Source organism: Streptomyces sp. Tu 3180 (genome assembly GCF_009852415.1).
Lineage (GTDB): Bacteria > Actinomycetota > Actinomycetes > Streptomycetales > Streptomycetaceae > Streptomyces.
The window spans coordinates 5,240,443-5,254,405 of record NZ_WOXS01000002.1; the positions used below are offsets into that span (position 1 = coordinate 5,240,443).

Annotated in this window: 9 protein-coding genes and 1 pseudogene; 5 read left to right on the forward strand and 5 right to left on the reverse strand. The window is 71.7% G+C overall.

The features are described 5' to 3' along the window. Nucleotides 1-100: 100 nt before the first annotated feature. The 3 genes from ilvA (at nt 101) to GL259_RS24655 (ending at nt 3,414) form a co-directional block, all read left to right on the forward strand. Entirely contained in the window at nt 101-1,330 is a 1,230-nt protein-coding gene (gene ilvA, locus GL259_RS24645; protein WP_159535505.1) for a threonine ammonia-lyase, read from the forward strand. A 198-nt stretch (nt 1,331-1,528) separates the two neighbouring features. After that, nucleotides 1,529-2,572, forward strand: a complete 1,044-nt coding sequence (locus GL259_RS24650; protein ID WP_159535506.1) for an ATP-binding cassette domain-containing protein — start codon at nt 1,529-1,531, stop codon at nt 2,570-2,572. Continuing rightward, nucleotides 2,569-3,414: an ABC transporter permease gene (locus GL259_RS24655; RefSeq protein WP_159535507.1), complete on the forward strand. Its 846-nt coding sequence runs from the start codon at nt 2,569-2,571 to the stop codon at nt 3,412-3,414. Before GL259_RS24650 ends, GL259_RS24655 begins: the two co-directional genes overlap by 4 nt. 57 nt (nt 3,415-3,471) lie before the next feature. Here GL259_RS24655 and greA read toward each other — a convergent pair whose 3' ends face one another. After that, nucleotides 3,472-3,969 carry a transcription elongation factor GreA gene (gene greA, locus GL259_RS24660; RefSeq protein WP_159535508.1) on the reverse strand — a complete coding sequence of 166 codons (498 nt, stop codon included), beginning with the start codon at nt 3,967-3,969 and terminating at the stop codon, nt 3,472-3,474. Between the two features lie 169 nt (nt 3,970-4,138). Next, on the reverse strand, nt 4,139-4,537 hold the full coding sequence (locus GL259_RS24665; RefSeq protein WP_159535509.1) for a DUF4307 domain-containing protein: 399 nt from the start codon (nt 4,535-4,537) through the stop codon (nt 4,139-4,141). Between the two features lie 159 nt (nt 4,538-4,696). Here GL259_RS24665 and mca point away from each other — a divergent pair, with 159 nt between their 5' ends. Together mca and GL259_RS24675 are read left to right on the forward strand one after the other, a co-directional pair. After that, nucleotides 4,697-5,578: a mycothiol conjugate amidase Mca gene (gene mca / locus GL259_RS24670; protein WP_159535510.1), complete on the forward strand. Its 882-nt coding sequence runs from the start codon at nt 4,697-4,699 to the stop codon at nt 5,576-5,578. Beyond that, nucleotides 5,571-5,828 (forward strand): hypothetical protein, encoded by a 258-nt coding sequence (locus GL259_RS24675; protein ID WP_208026514.1) that lies wholly within the window; start codon nt 5,571-5,573, stop codon nt 5,826-5,828. The genes mca and GL259_RS24675 overlap by 8 nt, the downstream gene beginning before the upstream one ends. A 100-nt stretch (nt 5,829-5,928) precedes the next feature. On the opposite strand, the pseudogene GL259_RS24680 reads toward GL259_RS24675, so the two are convergent. The 3 genes and pseudogenes from GL259_RS24680 to GL259_RS24690 all read right to left on the reverse strand — a co-directional run bounded on the left by GL259_RS24680 (nt 5,929) and on the right by GL259_RS24690 (nt 13,845). Further along, a pseudogene (locus GL259_RS24680) lies at nt 5,929-9,128 on the reverse strand (tetratricopeptide repeat protein). 113 nt (nt 9,129-9,241) lie between these two features. After that, the gene (locus tag GL259_RS24685; RefSeq protein WP_159535512.1) at nt 9,242-13,474 is read right to left on the reverse strand and encodes a caspase family protein; all 4,233 of its coding nucleotides are present in this window, start codon (nt 13,472-13,474) and stop codon (nt 9,242-9,244) included. Beyond that, nucleotides 13,471-13,845, reverse strand: a complete 375-nt coding sequence (locus tag GL259_RS24690; protein ID WP_159535513.1) for a hypothetical protein — start codon at nt 13,843-13,845, stop codon at nt 13,471-13,473. Before GL259_RS24690 ends, GL259_RS24685 begins: the two co-directional genes overlap by 4 nt. Nucleotides 13,846-13,963: the final 118 nt, after the last annotated feature.

A 13,963-nucleotide genomic window follows, 5' to 3' on the forward strand; every position in this document is an offset into this window, starting at 1 on the left:
GTACGCGGCCGGAGGGCGGGCCGTGCGGGCGCTGTGCAAAGCGGAGTCCGCGGGTCGGTCACAGCGGTCGCGGACACGTGTGAACTGCGATGCTGGGGCCATGAGCTACAGCACGGCCGACCCCTTGCGCACCGTCACCCTCGACGACGTGCGCGGCGCCCAGAAGATGCTCTCGGGCGTGGCACGGACGACCGCGATGGAGGGCAGCCGGCACCTGTCCCGGCAGGTGGGCGCGCCGGTGCACCTGAAGTGCGAGAACCTCCAGCGGACGGGGTCGTTCAAACTGCGCGGCGCGTACGTCCGGATCGCCGGGCTGCTGCCCGAGGAGCGTGCCGCCGGTGTCGTCGCGGCGAGCGCCGGCAACCACGCGCAGGGTGTCGCGCTGGCGTCGTCGCTGCTGGGGGTGCGGTCGACGGTGTTCATGCCGAAGGGCGCCCCGCTGCCGAAGATCAGCGCGACCCGGGAGTACGGCGCCGAGGTGCGGCTGCGGGGCCAGGTGGTGGACGAGTCGCTGGCCGCCGCGCAGGAGTACGCGCACGACACGGGGGCGGTGTTCATCCACCCCTTCGACCACCCGGACGTCATCGCGGGCCAGGGCACGGTGGGCCTGGAGATCCTGGAGCAGTGCCCCGAGGTGCGGACGATCGTCGTGGGCGTCGGCGGGGGCGGGCTGGCCGCCGGCATCGCGGTCGGGGTGAAGGCGCTGCGGCCGGACGTGCGGATCGTCGGGGTGCAGGCGGAGGGCGCGGCGGCGTACCCGCCCTCGCTGGCGGCCGGGCGTCCGGTGCCGGTGCGCAACCCGGTGACCATGGCCGACGGCATCAAGGTGGGGCGGCCCGGTGACGTGCCGTTCGCGATCGTCGACGAGCTGGTGGACGAGGTGCGCACCGTCACCGAGGACGAGCTGTCCACGGCGCTGCTGCTGTGCCTGGAGCGGGCCAAGCTGGTCGTCGAGCCGGCCGGGGCGAGCCCGGTCGCGGCGCTGCTGAGCAGGCCCGACGCCTTCGACGGACCGGTCGTCGCGGTGCTGTCCGGGGGCAACGTCGACCCGGTGCTGATGGAGCGCGTGCTGCGGCACGGCATGGCCGCGCAGGGCCGCTACCTGGCCGTCCGGCTGCGCCTGACGGACCGGCCGGGCGCCCTCGCGGCGCTCCTCGGGACGCTGTCGGCGGTCGACGCCAACGTCCTCGACGTGAGCCACGTACGGACCGACCCGCGGCTCGGGCTCACGGAGGTGGAGGTCGAGCTGCACCTGGAGACCAAGGGACCGGCGCACTGCACCGAGGTCGACGGGGCCCTGCGCGACGCGGGTTACACGGTGATGGACTGACACGGACGGCCCGGCACCGGCCGGGCCACGACTCCTCGTCACTCGTTCGGGGAAGTCCGTTGAGGGACGCGATACATCGCGTTATGGTGAATGTCGCCCGCCGCGCCGCCCCGCCCGCTCGGCGGAGGAGCACCCCGGCGGGACGAAGCGCACAGGCCAAGCATTCCCGAAGAATTCCCCGATGACGTGGAGACTCATATGCCAGGCGCCATCTATGCCGAAGGTCTGGTCAAGACCTTCGGGGACGTCAGGGCACTGGACGGCGTCGACCTCGATGTCCCCGAGGGCACCGTCCTGGGCCTGCTCGGGCCGAACGGCGCGGGCAAGACCACCACCGTCCGCTGCCTGACCACCCTGCTGCGGCCCGACAGCGGCCGTGCCGTGGTCGCCGGCCTCGACGTGTTGGGACAGCCCGACGCCGTACGCCGCTCCATCGGCCTGTCCGGCCAGTTCGCGGCCGTCGACGAGTACCTGACCGGCCGCGAGAACCTGCAGATGGTCGGACAGCTCTACCAGATGCGGGCGAAGGCGGCCCGGGCCCGCGCGGACGAGCTGCTGGAGCAGTTCAACCTCGCGGACGCGGCCGACCGCACCGCCAGGACCTACTCCGGGGGCATGCGCCGCCGGCTCGACCTCGCGGCGGCCCTGGTCGTCTCGCCGCCCGTGATGTTCATGGACGAGCCGACGACCGGCCTCGACCCGCGCAACCGGCAGCAGCTGTGGGAGGTGATCAAACAGCTCGTCTCCGGGGGCACGACACTGCTGCTCACCACCCAGTACCTGGAGGAGGCCGACCACCTCGCGCACGACATCGCCGTCGTCGACCACGGCCGGGTCATCGCCCAGGGCACCTCCGACCAGCTCAAGGCCCGCACCGGCGGCGAGCGCGTCGAGGTCGTGGTGCACGACCGCGAGCACGTCCGGACCGTCTCCGCCCTCCTGGACAGGTACAGCCTGCGCGGCCCCGGCAAGGGCGACACCACGGTCGAGGAGCACATGCGCAAGATCACCACGCCGGTCTCCGGCGGAGCGAAGCTCCTGGCCGAGATCATCCGCGAGCTCGACACCCGCGGTATCGAGATCGACGACATCGGCCTGCGCCGCCCGACCCTCGACGACGTCTTCCTCTCCCTGACCGGACACGTCGCGCAGACCGCGCACGAGGACGAGGACGACGGCGAGCGCACCGCGCGCGACGCCGGGGGACAGGGACACCGCCACAGCAAGGAGACCGCGAAATGAGTGCCGTCACCGACGCCGTGCGGATCACGGCACCCGGCAACCCCGTCGCCCAGTCGGTCCGGGACTCCCTGGTCGTCGCCAGACGCAACCTGATCCGCATGGCCCGGATCCCCGAAGTGGTCATCTTCGGGCTCATCCAGCCGATCATGTTCGTGGTGCTGTTCTCCTACGTCTTCGGCGGCTCCATGAACATCGGCGGCAGCACGGACTCCTCCGTCTACCGCGAGTTCCTGATGGCGGGCATCTTCGCGCAGACCGTCACGTTCGCCACCGCCGGAGCCGGCGCGGGCATCGCCGAGGACATGCACAAGGGGCTCATCGACCGCTTCCGCTCCCTGCCCATGGCACGCGGCGCGGTGCTCACCGGCCGCACCCTCGCCGACCTGGTGCAGACGGCGCTCACCCTGCTCGTGCTCGCCGTCGTCGCCCTCCTCGTCGGCTGGCGCACCCACACCAGCGTCGGCGAGGTGCTCGGCGCGTTCGCCCTGCTGCTCCTGACCGGGTACGCGTTCACCTGGATCGGCGCGGTCATCGGCCTGTCGGTCCGCACCCCGGAGGCGGCCACCTCCGGCGGACTCGTCTGGCTCTTCCCGGTCACCTTCGTCTCGAACGCGTTCGTCGACTCCAGCAACATGACGCCCTGGCTGCGCCACATCGCCGACTGGAACCCGTTCAGCGCCACCGTCCAGGCCTGCCGCGAGCTCTTCGGCAACCCCGGGGTCTCCACCTCGGACGCCTGGCCCATGCAGCACCCGGTGTGGGCCTCGCTGATCTACTCGGTCCTGATCGTCGCGTTCTTCCGCACCCTCGCCGTGCGCAAGTACCGCTCGGCCGCGGCATGACGAGACCCCCGGCGCCGCACAGGGCGCCGGGGGCCGTCGGAGACGTGCGGGGGCGGGTCAGCCGTTGTACGGCTCGGCCTTGAGGATCTTCACCGAGGCCTTCTTGCCGTTCGGCAGCTCGTACTCCGCGTCCTCGCCGACCTTGTGGCCGGTCACGCCGGCGCCCAGCGGGGACTGCGGCGAGTAGGTCTCGATGTCCGCGCTCGCGTACTCGCGCGAGGCGAGCAGGAAGGTCAGCGTGTCGTCCTCGTCGCCGTCGAAGGCGATCGTCACGACCATGCCGGGCGCCACCGCGCCGTCGGCCGCCGGAGCCTCGCCGACCTTGGCGTTCTCGAGGAGCTGGGTGAGCTGGCGCACACGGAGCTCCTGCTTGCCCTGCTCCTCCTTGGCCGCGTGGTACCCGCCGTTCTCACGCAGGTCGCCCTCCTCGCGCGCGGCGGCGATCTTCGCGGCGATCTCCGTGCGCGCGGGACCAGTAAGGTACTCAAGCTCGTCCTTGAGCTTGTTGTACGCCTCCTGGGTCAGCCAGGTGACGTTCTCGCTGGTCTGGGTCACAGGTGCTCCTCGTAGGTACTGGGAATACAAAGTATCGCCCCTCCCCAGAAGGATGTTCCTCTACGGATGGGCGAAACCACGAGCCTAACAATTGACCGCCCAAAGGGGGAGGACATAAGCCGCCGGACTCATGTCAGCGCAGGTCAGCGGCCATGTATTCCCGGCCGTGTCAGTCCGCGTGGCAGCCGACGAGCTCGGCCGTGGTGCCCGGGGAGGTGGTGCGGAGCGTGACGACCTCGTCGATGCGCGTGTCGTCCCCGTCGAAGCGGAAGTCGGCGCGGCCCACCTCGGCGCCGTCCTTGGCCTGGGAGCGCACCGTGCAGTAGCCGCTCGCCCCCGCGTCCTTGCGCACCTCCAGGCGCACCTTCACCGCGTCCTCGGAGAGGTCGAAGCCGATCACCTCGGCGCTGATCTCGTTCTTGGCGACGTGGTGGTAGCCGAACCAGCCGACCAGCCCGAGCATCACCACGGCCAGCACGGCGCCGACGACCCTGAGCGTGCGGTCGGCGCGCTCGTCCGAGGAACGACCGTAACGGCCCTCGGGCAGCCGCGTGCTCGCCGTGCTCATGATCGTCTCCTCGGCAGGAATCCTCGGCGGAGGGGAACGCGGGTCCCGTCACGGACGCGGGCCCGGATCCCGGAATTATTCGCCCCCCGGTTCGGTCACTATAGAAGCCTGCGACTGCGCCGCCGCACACAGGGCGCCTGACGACTTGAGGATTGAGTCTTGACTGACCAGCTGCGACTGATGGCCGTGCACGCCCACCCCGACGACGAGTCGAGCAAGGGCGCGGCCACCATGGCGAAGTACGTGTCCGAGGGGGTGGACGTGCTGGTGGTGACCTGCACGGGCGGGGAGCGCGGCTCCATCCTCAACCCGAAACTGCAGGGCGACGCGTACATCGAGGAGCACATCCACGAGGTGCGCAGGAAGGAGATGGACGAGGCCCGCGAGATCCTCGGCGTCAAGCAGGAGTGGCTCGGCTTCGTCGACTCCGGCCTGCCCGAGGGCGACCCGCTGCCGCCGCTGCCGGAGGGCTGCTTCGCCCTGGAGGACGTCGACAAGGCGGCCGGCGAGCTGGTGCGCAGGATCCGCTCCTTCCGTCCCCAGGTGATCACCACCTACGACGAGAACGGCGGCTACCCGCACCCCGACCACATCATGACCCACAAGATCACGATGGTGGCGTTCGAGGGCGCGGCGGACACCGCGAAGTACCCGGAGGAGGAGTACGGCCCGGCGTACCAGCCGCTGAAGCTGTACTACAACCAGGGCTTCAACCGCCCCCGCACCGAGGCGCTGCACCAGGCCATGCTGGACCGCGGCCTGGAGTCGCCCTACGGGGACTGGCTCAAGCGCTGGAGCGAGTTCGAGCGCAAGGAGCGCACGCTCACCACGCACGTCCCGTGCGCCGACTTCTTCGAGATCCGCGACAAGGCGCTGATCGCGCACGCCACGCAGATCGACCCCGACGGCGGCTGGTTCCGGGTGCCGATGGAGGTCCAGAAGGAGGTCTGGCCCACGGAGGAGTACGAGCTCGCCAAGTCCCTCGTCGATACCTCCCTCCCCGAGGACGACCTCTTCGCGGGCATCCGGGACAATGCCTGACATGAGCGCAAGCCTGGCAATCACCCACCTCGTCCCCCTGGCCAAGGAGCTCGACGAGGACAAGGTCACCCCCGGTGTCCTCGGCTTCATCGTCTTCGCGGTGATGGCCCTGGCCGTCTGGGCCCTGATGAAGTCGATGAACCGCCACATGGGCCGGGTCGACTTCCCCGAGGCCGAGGACCCGCGGGGCCGGCCCGACAGCGGCACCGAGGCGGCCGCCTCCGGCGGGAGCCGGAAGAAGAACGGCTGAACCGTACGGCCCTCCGGACCCGGAGGGCCGTACGGCGGCGGGGCGCGGGCAGGGGGCGCACGCCCGTCCGTGGTCCCGTCGTGCCCCGGCCCGCGGCGTCCTACGCCCTGGACCCCACGGCCACGCCCATCACCTCCCGCGCGTGGCGGCCCGGGACCATGCCCAGGCGCCAGGCCTGCCAGCCCGCCTCCAGGCTGACGCCCCGCTCCAGCAGCAGCTGGTAGGCCTCCACGCAGTCGTCCAGCTTCCCGTCGCGGGAGGCATGGGCGGCCCGGGCCAGCCGGGACAGCTCCTCCTGGGCCACCGCCGTGCCGACCTCCGTGCCGCCCGGGGCCGCGTACGGCAGGAGGGTGCAGCGCAGGAAGCGGGCCCAGTCCTCGCCGCGGCGGTCGCCGTAGGACGCGAACAGGGCCACCGCCTCGTCGCACAGGGCCAGCGCCTGCTGGGTGCGGGCGTTGCCCGCGTCGACGACCGCCAGCTCCAGGCAGGTCCACGCCTCGCCGTGCGCCACGCCGATGCGCTGGAAGTCGGCCCGGGCGTCCACGAGGAGCTGGCGGGCGAAACCGGAGTTGCGCAGCGAACCGGTCCGCGCCGCCCGCTGGTCGCGGGTCACCCGCGCCGAGTGGTGCCGGGCGCAGGCCAGGCCGTAGACGTCCCGCATCCGGGAGAACATCGTGCGGGCGCGTTCCAGCTCGCGCACCGCCCGGTCCAGGTCCCCGGTCTCCTCCAGCGCCTGGCCCAGGTAGTACAGCGTCCAGGCCTCGCCCCGCGCGTCCTCGTTGTCCCGGTGCCGGGCGGCGGCCCGCCGCAGCTCCTCCGCCGCCTCGGAGGCGTCACCGCCCACCAGGCGGGCCCGGGCCAGCTGGGTGAGCGCCCAGGCCTCGCCGCGGGCGTCGCGGGTCCGGCCGTACAGCTCGAGGGCCGCGCGCAGCTCGGTCCCGGCGCGCGGCACGTCGCCCATCCGCAGGCACAGCTGGCCGAGCTGGTAGTGCGCCCACGCCTGGCCGTGCACGGACTCGCCCGCCCGGTGCAGCACCAGGGACTCGGTCAGCAGGTCCAGCGCCTCCGACAGCCGGGCGCGGTCCCGCTCGACCGCCGCCAGCGCGTGCATCGTCCAGGCGCGGTCCGTGGCCAGCTCGGGGGCGGACTGCAGGCCGAGGGCCTCGCGCAGCCTCGCCGACGCCTCCGTCAGGTTGCCCTGGTGGTGCAGCGTGATGCCGAGCGAGGTCAGCGCACGGGCCGCGCCCGCGTCGTGGTGCGCCTCCCGGTACAGGTCCACGACCGACGCCAGGGTGGTGCGCGCCTTGTCCAGCTCGCCCAGCTGGCGTGCCGCGATACCCGTGCGCCACTGCACCGAGCGCACCAGCAGGCCCTCGTCCACCGCCTGCGCCAGCTCGCTGATCTCCCCGAGGCGGTACAGGTCGCCGCGCAGCAGGCAGTAGTCGCACAGCGCGCCCAGCAGGTTCAGCACCGCCGCCCGGTCCACGCCCTCCGCGTGCCGCAGCGCCGCCGTGATGAAGCTCGACTCGTCGTCCAGCCAGCGCAGCGCCTCGTCCAGCGAGGTGAAGCCGTACGGGCCGAACCGGTCCGAGCGGGTCGACATGTTGCCGTCGACCAGCCGCAGCACCGAGTCGGCCAGCTCGGCGTAGTTCACGATCAGCCGCTCCTGCGCCGCGGTGCGCTCGGCCGGGTCCTCCTCGTCGAGCAGCCGGGCCAGCGCGAAGGCGCGCACCAGGTCGTGCAGCCGGTAGCGGCCGTGCCGCACGCGGTCGATCAGGCCCGCGCGGGACAGCGCCTCCAGGTGCCGGGTGGCCTCCGCCTCGTCGGTGGCGAGCACCGCCGCCGCGGCGGCGGCGCCCAGCGAGACCCGGCCGGCCGGCGCCAGCCGGCGCAGCAGCCGCCGTACCGTCTCCGGCTGGTCGGTGTAGCGCAGCCACAGGGCGCGCTCCACCGGTTCGACCGGTCCGTAGGCGCCCAGGTCCGTGGCCAGGGCGCGCGGCGACCGCGGGCCGAGGGACGAGCCGGCCAGCCGCAGCGCCAGCGGCAGCCCCCCGCACAGCTCCCGCACCCGCTCGGCGGACTCGGCGTCGTACGGCCCGAGGAGGCCTGCGCGGCGGCGGCCAGCAGCTCCTCCGCGCCCGCCGCGTCCAGCGGCTCCACCGGCAGCTGGTGCACCCGGGCCGGAAGGTCGTCGGGCAGGCCCAGGGGCGCGCGGGCGGTGACCAGGACCAGGCTGTCGGACCGCTCGGGGATCAGCGCGCGGACCTGCCGCGGATCGGAGGCGTCGTCCAGGACGACGGTGACCGGCAGGCCCGCCAGATGCTGGTGGTACAGCTCGCTCAGCCGTCTGACCTGCTGCTCGGGGGAGGACCGCTCGCGGAACAGCAGCTGCTCGCGGGGCGCCCCGAGCCGGTTCAGCAGGTGCAGCAGCGCGTCCCGGGTGGACAGCGGCGGCTCACCGGAGTCCTCGCCGCGCAGATCGACGACGCAGGCGCCGCGGAAGTGGTCCTTCAGGTCGTGCGCGGCGCGCACCGCGAGCGTCGTACGGCCGCTGCCGGCGGGCCCGTGCAGCACCACCACCGTCGGCTGCGTCCGGGTGCTCGCGCGGGCCGCCTGCACCCACTGCCGGATCCGCGCCATCTCCTGCCGCCGGCCGGCGAACGGGCCCAGCGGCTCCGGCAGCTGCCCGAACGACTGCTCCAGCACGCTCCGTCCGCGCGCTACCGCGCTCTTGTCCGTGCCGCGCAGCCGCGGTCCGGCCCCCTTCCGCCCCGTGGACGCGGTCAGCACCCGCTGCTGGTCCAGGAACGGGCGGATCCCCCGCACCTCCAGTGCCGTCAGCCACTGCAACCGCAGCTGTTCCGGCCCGCCCGGCTGGCTCACCGCGCCGGCCCGGTGGTGGACGGCGGGCACGTGCGCGCCGGCCACCTTCACCACGGTCGCCGCCGCCCCGGCCACTCCGACGGTCACCCCCGCGCCCAGCGCCGTCCCGGCGCCCGTTCCCAGGGCCATGTCGGCGACCACGGCCGCGACCCCCGCCACCCCGGCCACCAGCAGCGGCGTCCCGGCGCCCTCGCGGGCGTAGCGCTGGCGGAAGGTGAGCTGCCCGGCCGCCGCCTCGTCCAGGGCGCGGGTGTACGCCTCGTACTCCTCGGTCGCCGTCCGCGCCATCGTGTCCAGCGCCCCGCGCGCCCGCGCCAGCAGCACCTTCCCGTCCGTGCGCCCGCCCGAGCGGCGCACCTCCTCCTCCACGGCCCGCGCCAACAGCCGCTCGGCGTCCGCCCGATGACCGTCCCTCATGTCATGTCCCCCTCCGGCGGCAACTCCTCCGGCTACGAGTGTGCTGCGGACGGGGCGCCGGCGCGAGGGGGCGGCGATCACCGGCCGGACGGCGTCATCCACCCCGGGGAGCATCACCCGTCGTGAAAATTTTTGTCCGGGATGGGTTTGGTGCGTGAGGCGGTCGACGGCTCCGCTGCGTGTGCTTCGGTGCCCAGGGTGACGGAGTCGGGCAACCTGTAGCCGAGCTCCGTCAAACGCGTGGCGATGGTGTGCGGGGAGCGCCTCGTGACATGGGAGACGCGCTGGATGTGGGCCGGCTGGACCGGTTCGTCATAGTCGAGCCAAGGTGGCTGCGCATCCAGGTCACGGCTGATGAAGAGAAGATCGTCCGGTTCCGGGGGTGATACATGGCTGTCCGGGATGCGGTAGCCGAGTTGTGCCAGGCGGGTGGTGATGTCGTCGGTGGTGCGTTCCGTTGCGGAAGCGGCTTGGGTGATGAAGGCGAGATGGACCACCGCACCGGGATCGAGCCAGGGTGGGTCCCCGTTCAGGTACAGGCTGATGATGAGGAAGTCGTCGGGGCCGAGGTGCGGCAGGGACGTCGCGGAGACGCGGTGGCCGAGCTGCGTCAGGCGGGCGGTGACATGGGCGGGGGTGCTCCCTGTCCGGTCGGCGGCGCGGAAGACGTGAGCGGGGTGGACCACCGCACCGGGATCGAGCCAGGGTGGGTCCCCGTTCAGGTGCTGGCTGATCATGAGGAAGTCGTCGGGGTCGAGGTGCGGCAGGGGTGTGGCGGGGACGCGGTGGCCGAGCTCTCTCAGCCGGGCAGTGACCTCCTCGGCGTCGCACCCGGTCGTGAGAGCGGCCTGTGCGATGTGGGCGATGCTCACGGTTCTGGCGGGGTCGATCCAGGGCGCCTCTCCGTCCAGGTCGCGACTGATGATGCGCAGGTCGTCGTGGCTGAGTCGTGGCAGGGGCGCGGGAGGGGTGCTGAAGCCGAGTTCTCTGAGCCGGGTGGCGACTTCCTCGGCGCTTCGTCCTGTCCTGTCCACCGCCTGTGATATCAGGCCGATGCTCACCGCGGACTGGTGGGTGAAAACGGACCCGCCCCAGTCCAGGAAGGCGCGGGAACTGTGCCATCTCGGAATCAGGATGTGGATGTCGGACGGTACCGGAAGGTCCGATGAAGTGGATCCGGTGGCGACGAACCCCGGGAAAAATCCCGCCCTCGTCAGCGCCTCCCCTCTGAATCTGTCGACGGACGCCAAATTTCCACTGGTGGAAAAACCTCTGGGAAAACCATCTTCCGACGTCTCCGTAGAGGCGTCCTCGGCGAAGTAACCGCATTCGGTGATGTCCACCTCGCGGCCTGCGATCCTCCACGGCGCGAAGCGGACACGCACCGCCTCGGCGAAGATGTCGTCGGCCAGCCCCGGGTTCTCCTCGATGACCCGCGCCAGCCAGTCATGTCGGAACACCGCGTCCTTCGCGGCGAGCAGGCTGGGGATCTCCCGGCGCAGCAGCCGTTCGGTCTCCGCGCTGTCCGGGTCGATGGTCCGCCGCCGGTCCACCGTCAGGCGCGGTGTGTGTTCGCCGGACAGGTTGACCACGGCTCCGAAAAGGTGTTTGCCCGCCCACAAGCCGTCGGCCAGTACGGCGCCGCCCGTGTTGCACCACCACACCACCGGTACGGAGCCGGCCACCGTGACCGCTCCCTCCTCGCGAACGGAGCTCGGGTCGTGGGGGTCGAGTGCACCCAGCGGGGCCGCGTCGCAGAGGGTCCTCGCTTCCCAGACCTGCTTCTGTCCACGGTCGTCGCTCGCCGTGACGTCGAAGTCGGACAGCCACAGGATGCGGCGCAGTACGTCGACGCACGACGCGACGTCGGGCGAGCGAAGCCTGAGGCGGACACTGGTGTAGGCGTCGGGGCAGCGTTCCAGCCGCTGGATGCGGAACAGTGAGCCGGGGCCGGCGATCTCCACGCTGAGATGCTCGCCCGGCAGCCCGTCGGGCGTGAGGCGGCAGGTGGTGACGGTGATGTCGTCGGCCAGCATGAAATAGCTGAGCACGCCCACACCGAACTGGCTGTTCGGGTGCATGGTGATGCCGTGTTCCCGCCACCTCGCCTTCTCCTCGATGTACTCCGGCAGGTCGGCGAAGCGCATTCCGGCGTGCGAGAACACGTCCCGCAGCTCGACTTCCCCCATGCCGATCCCGTTGTCCCGGCATTCCAGATACGGGCCCTTCTCGTCGACGCCCTGAGTGAAGGTGATCTTCCCCTGGTACGGGGCCTGTCGGAAGCCGGTGGCGCGCAGGTACGCCGTACGCGCCTGTCGGTAACGGCACGCGTCCAGGGCGTTCTGGTACAGCTCCCGGATGGCGAGAGCGGGATCCCCGTAGAGCTCCTCACCCATCAGCATTTCCTGGATGCGGTCGTCGGCCAGCCGGAAACGCAGCTCGGTCGACTCGTAGGCCGCGCGCCCGTGCTCCTCGGTCGCGGGCGTCACCTGGTCGGCGGTGACGTGCGACGGCAGATTGCGCAGCAGCGTCGGCCGCTCCTCGTCGCCGGTGCTGATGTCGATCCGGGCCAGGAGCGTGTCCAGGGCGGCGGCGTGCTGGCGCAGCCCCAGGTCGACGGCGAGGTGGTGGCAGGTGGCGCTCAGGATCCGGGTCCTGCCGTTCGGTTCCCACCGGAAGCCGGTCAGCGTGCGGTGCAGATCCGGGAGGCCCACGGCGTAGCCGATGCCGATGTGGTCCGCCACCACGTCGGGCAGGGCGATCGGGTCGATGGCGAAGAGGTGGGCGAAGCGCAGCAGCTCCGCGAGCTGCTGCGCCCGGACCCGCTGCGCTGTCTCCGCCACCCCCACCGATCGGGGCCTGGTGACGATTTTCTCAGGCTGTCCGGGGAACTGTGGGGCACGCAGGAGCCGGGCGATCAGTGAGGGATCCAGCACGTCCTCGATGAGCCGCTTCTCCCTCGGAGAGCGCTTGCCCAGGGGCACCGCGAGCCGGTCCAGCAGGGTCTCGACCGCGGTGGGCTCGTAGAGTCTCGCCTGCCGGACGAGCCAGCGGCGGAAGAGCCACCAGCCGATCGCGTCGGATGCGTCGGTGTCCTTGCACCGCAGGGCCCGGCGCACCAGTCGGGGCTGGTTCTGGAGGAACAACTCGTAGCCCCGCCGCGCCGGGGACGTGCTCTGCGCGTCGGCCAGGTTCGTGGGTTCGATCCCGTGGTACTGGCTCGCGTTGTGCTGCCAGAACGCGGCGTGCAGGTAGGGATGCGTGACGAGCAGGAAGACCTCGGCGGCGGAGAGCTCCAGTTCCTCCGGGCGCAGGCTGCTGTCGAGCAGCAGGCTGTCGGTCCACTCCGCCAGTCGGTCGGTGAAGGACGGCGAGTGCCAGGGATCACCGGCGAGTCCCCCGTCGTCTGGCGCCGTCGCGGCGGCGGCCCGGCCGACGAGCGCGGTCGCGGTGTCGCGCAGGAGGGGCAGTCCGCGTTCGTCGGCCACGTAGTTCCACAAGGGGTGATCGCGCGCCGCTGCCACCCACTCGTGCTCCTCGGACGGCTCCACCGTCCCGTGCCCGGGGGTGCCGTCCGGCTCTCCCGTGTACGCGCGGTTCCGGGCGAGCACGATCTGGTGACCGAGGTCGCGAGTGCTCATCCTGGGCTGCGGAACACGCAGGCCGTCGACTGTCCTGCCGTGCAGTCTGAGGTGCAGCGTGTTGAAGACGTCGGTCATGGTGAGGTCGGGCATGTGCTCGCCCCGGCGCCCGCCGGTCAGCTCGCCGCTGAGCCCCTCCCGCAGCAGCCTGGTCAGTTCCAGGGTGAAGACACTGCCGTCCGGCAGGCACAGGGAGCGTTCCGTCTCCGCGGCCGAGGTGAGGACGCAGGCACCGGTGATCTCCATGTCCAGCTGCGTCGGGGTCTGCTCGTCCGCCATGGACAGTGCCCGGCCGCTGAAGCAGCAGTCGATGACGACCACTTTCCGCCGGGCGGCCGATCCCGAGACGAGATCCCGGATGTCGTTGTACTTCACCGAGTGATAGGGGCGCCGCCCGCTGGAGTCACGTGTGGCGAGGAGGAACGAGCGGTCCCGGCCGCCGAAGTGCCCGTGCCCCGCGTAGTAGACCAGCAGCAGGTCGGTGGCCTCCTGCGCGGCGTCGTGCAGGGCGTCCAGCAGCTGCTGCTGTGTCCCGTCGTGCGGTACGACGGTGCAGTCCTCCTCCGCCAGGCCGCCGATGTCCGCGCTGGTGAGCAGCTCGCGCAGGGCCGGCACGTTGTGCCGGACGCCGTCGAGTCGGGTCAGCTCGCTGAAGTCGTGGACGCCGAACAGGACCGCCCGTGACCGCCCGGTACCGGAGGTCACTCGTCCGCTTCCGTGGACGGGGTGTCGTCCAGGCGGCGCAGCAGGTCGGCCAGTTCCTCAGTGGAGAGGTGGCCGATGTCCACCGTGCTGTCCCCGTGCACCAGGCGCCGGCCACCCGCCCCTCCGTCCTGGGCGGACCCGGGCGACTCGTCGTGCTTCACGGAACGCCAGGTCACGTAGGCGAGGGCGAAGCTCGCGATGTCCACCGCGTTGCCCAGGACGATGTCCAGCGACTCCAGTACCCCCATCGTGGGGCCGTCGCCGCCGACCGTGGTGACCGGCACCCCGGCGGTACCCGGATCGTCGGCCAGCCACGACTGAAGGTCGGCCAGGGATTCCTCGTCGCCGTCCGCCAGAATGTGAACCCTCATCCCCCACCGTCCCGCGTGTGAACGTGCAACCGCCGTGGCGAGCTTAGCGACGGCTGCGTCCACCGACAGCGGATTGCGCTGCTTCGGGACGACAGGTGATCGCCTGCGTACTTCCGGG

Excerpts from the sequence above, each read along its gene's own strand:
- GL259_RS24655 (WP_159535507.1), top strand. The coding sequence starts at position 2,569 with ATGAGTGCCGTCACCGACGCCGTGCGGATCACGGCACCCGGCAACCCC.
- GL259_RS24650 (WP_159535506.1), top strand. The coding sequence starts at position 1,529 with ATGCCAGGCGCCATCTATGCCGAAGGTCTGGTCAAGACCTTCGGGGAC.
- GL259_RS24690 (WP_159535513.1), bottom strand. The coding sequence starts at position 13,845 with ATGAGGGTTCACATTCTGGCGGACGGCGACGAGGAATCCCTGGCCGAC.
- GL259_RS24675 (WP_208026514.1), top strand. The coding sequence starts at position 5,571 with ATGCCTGACATGAGCGCAAGCCTGGCAATCACCCACCTCGTCCCCCTG.
- ilvA (WP_159535505.1), top strand. The coding sequence starts at position 101 with ATGAGCTACAGCACGGCCGACCCCTTGCGCACCGTCACCCTCGACGAC.
- GL259_RS24665 (WP_159535509.1), bottom strand. The coding sequence starts at position 4,537 with ATGAGCACGGCGAGCACGCGGCTGCCCGAGGGCCGTTACGGTCGTTCC.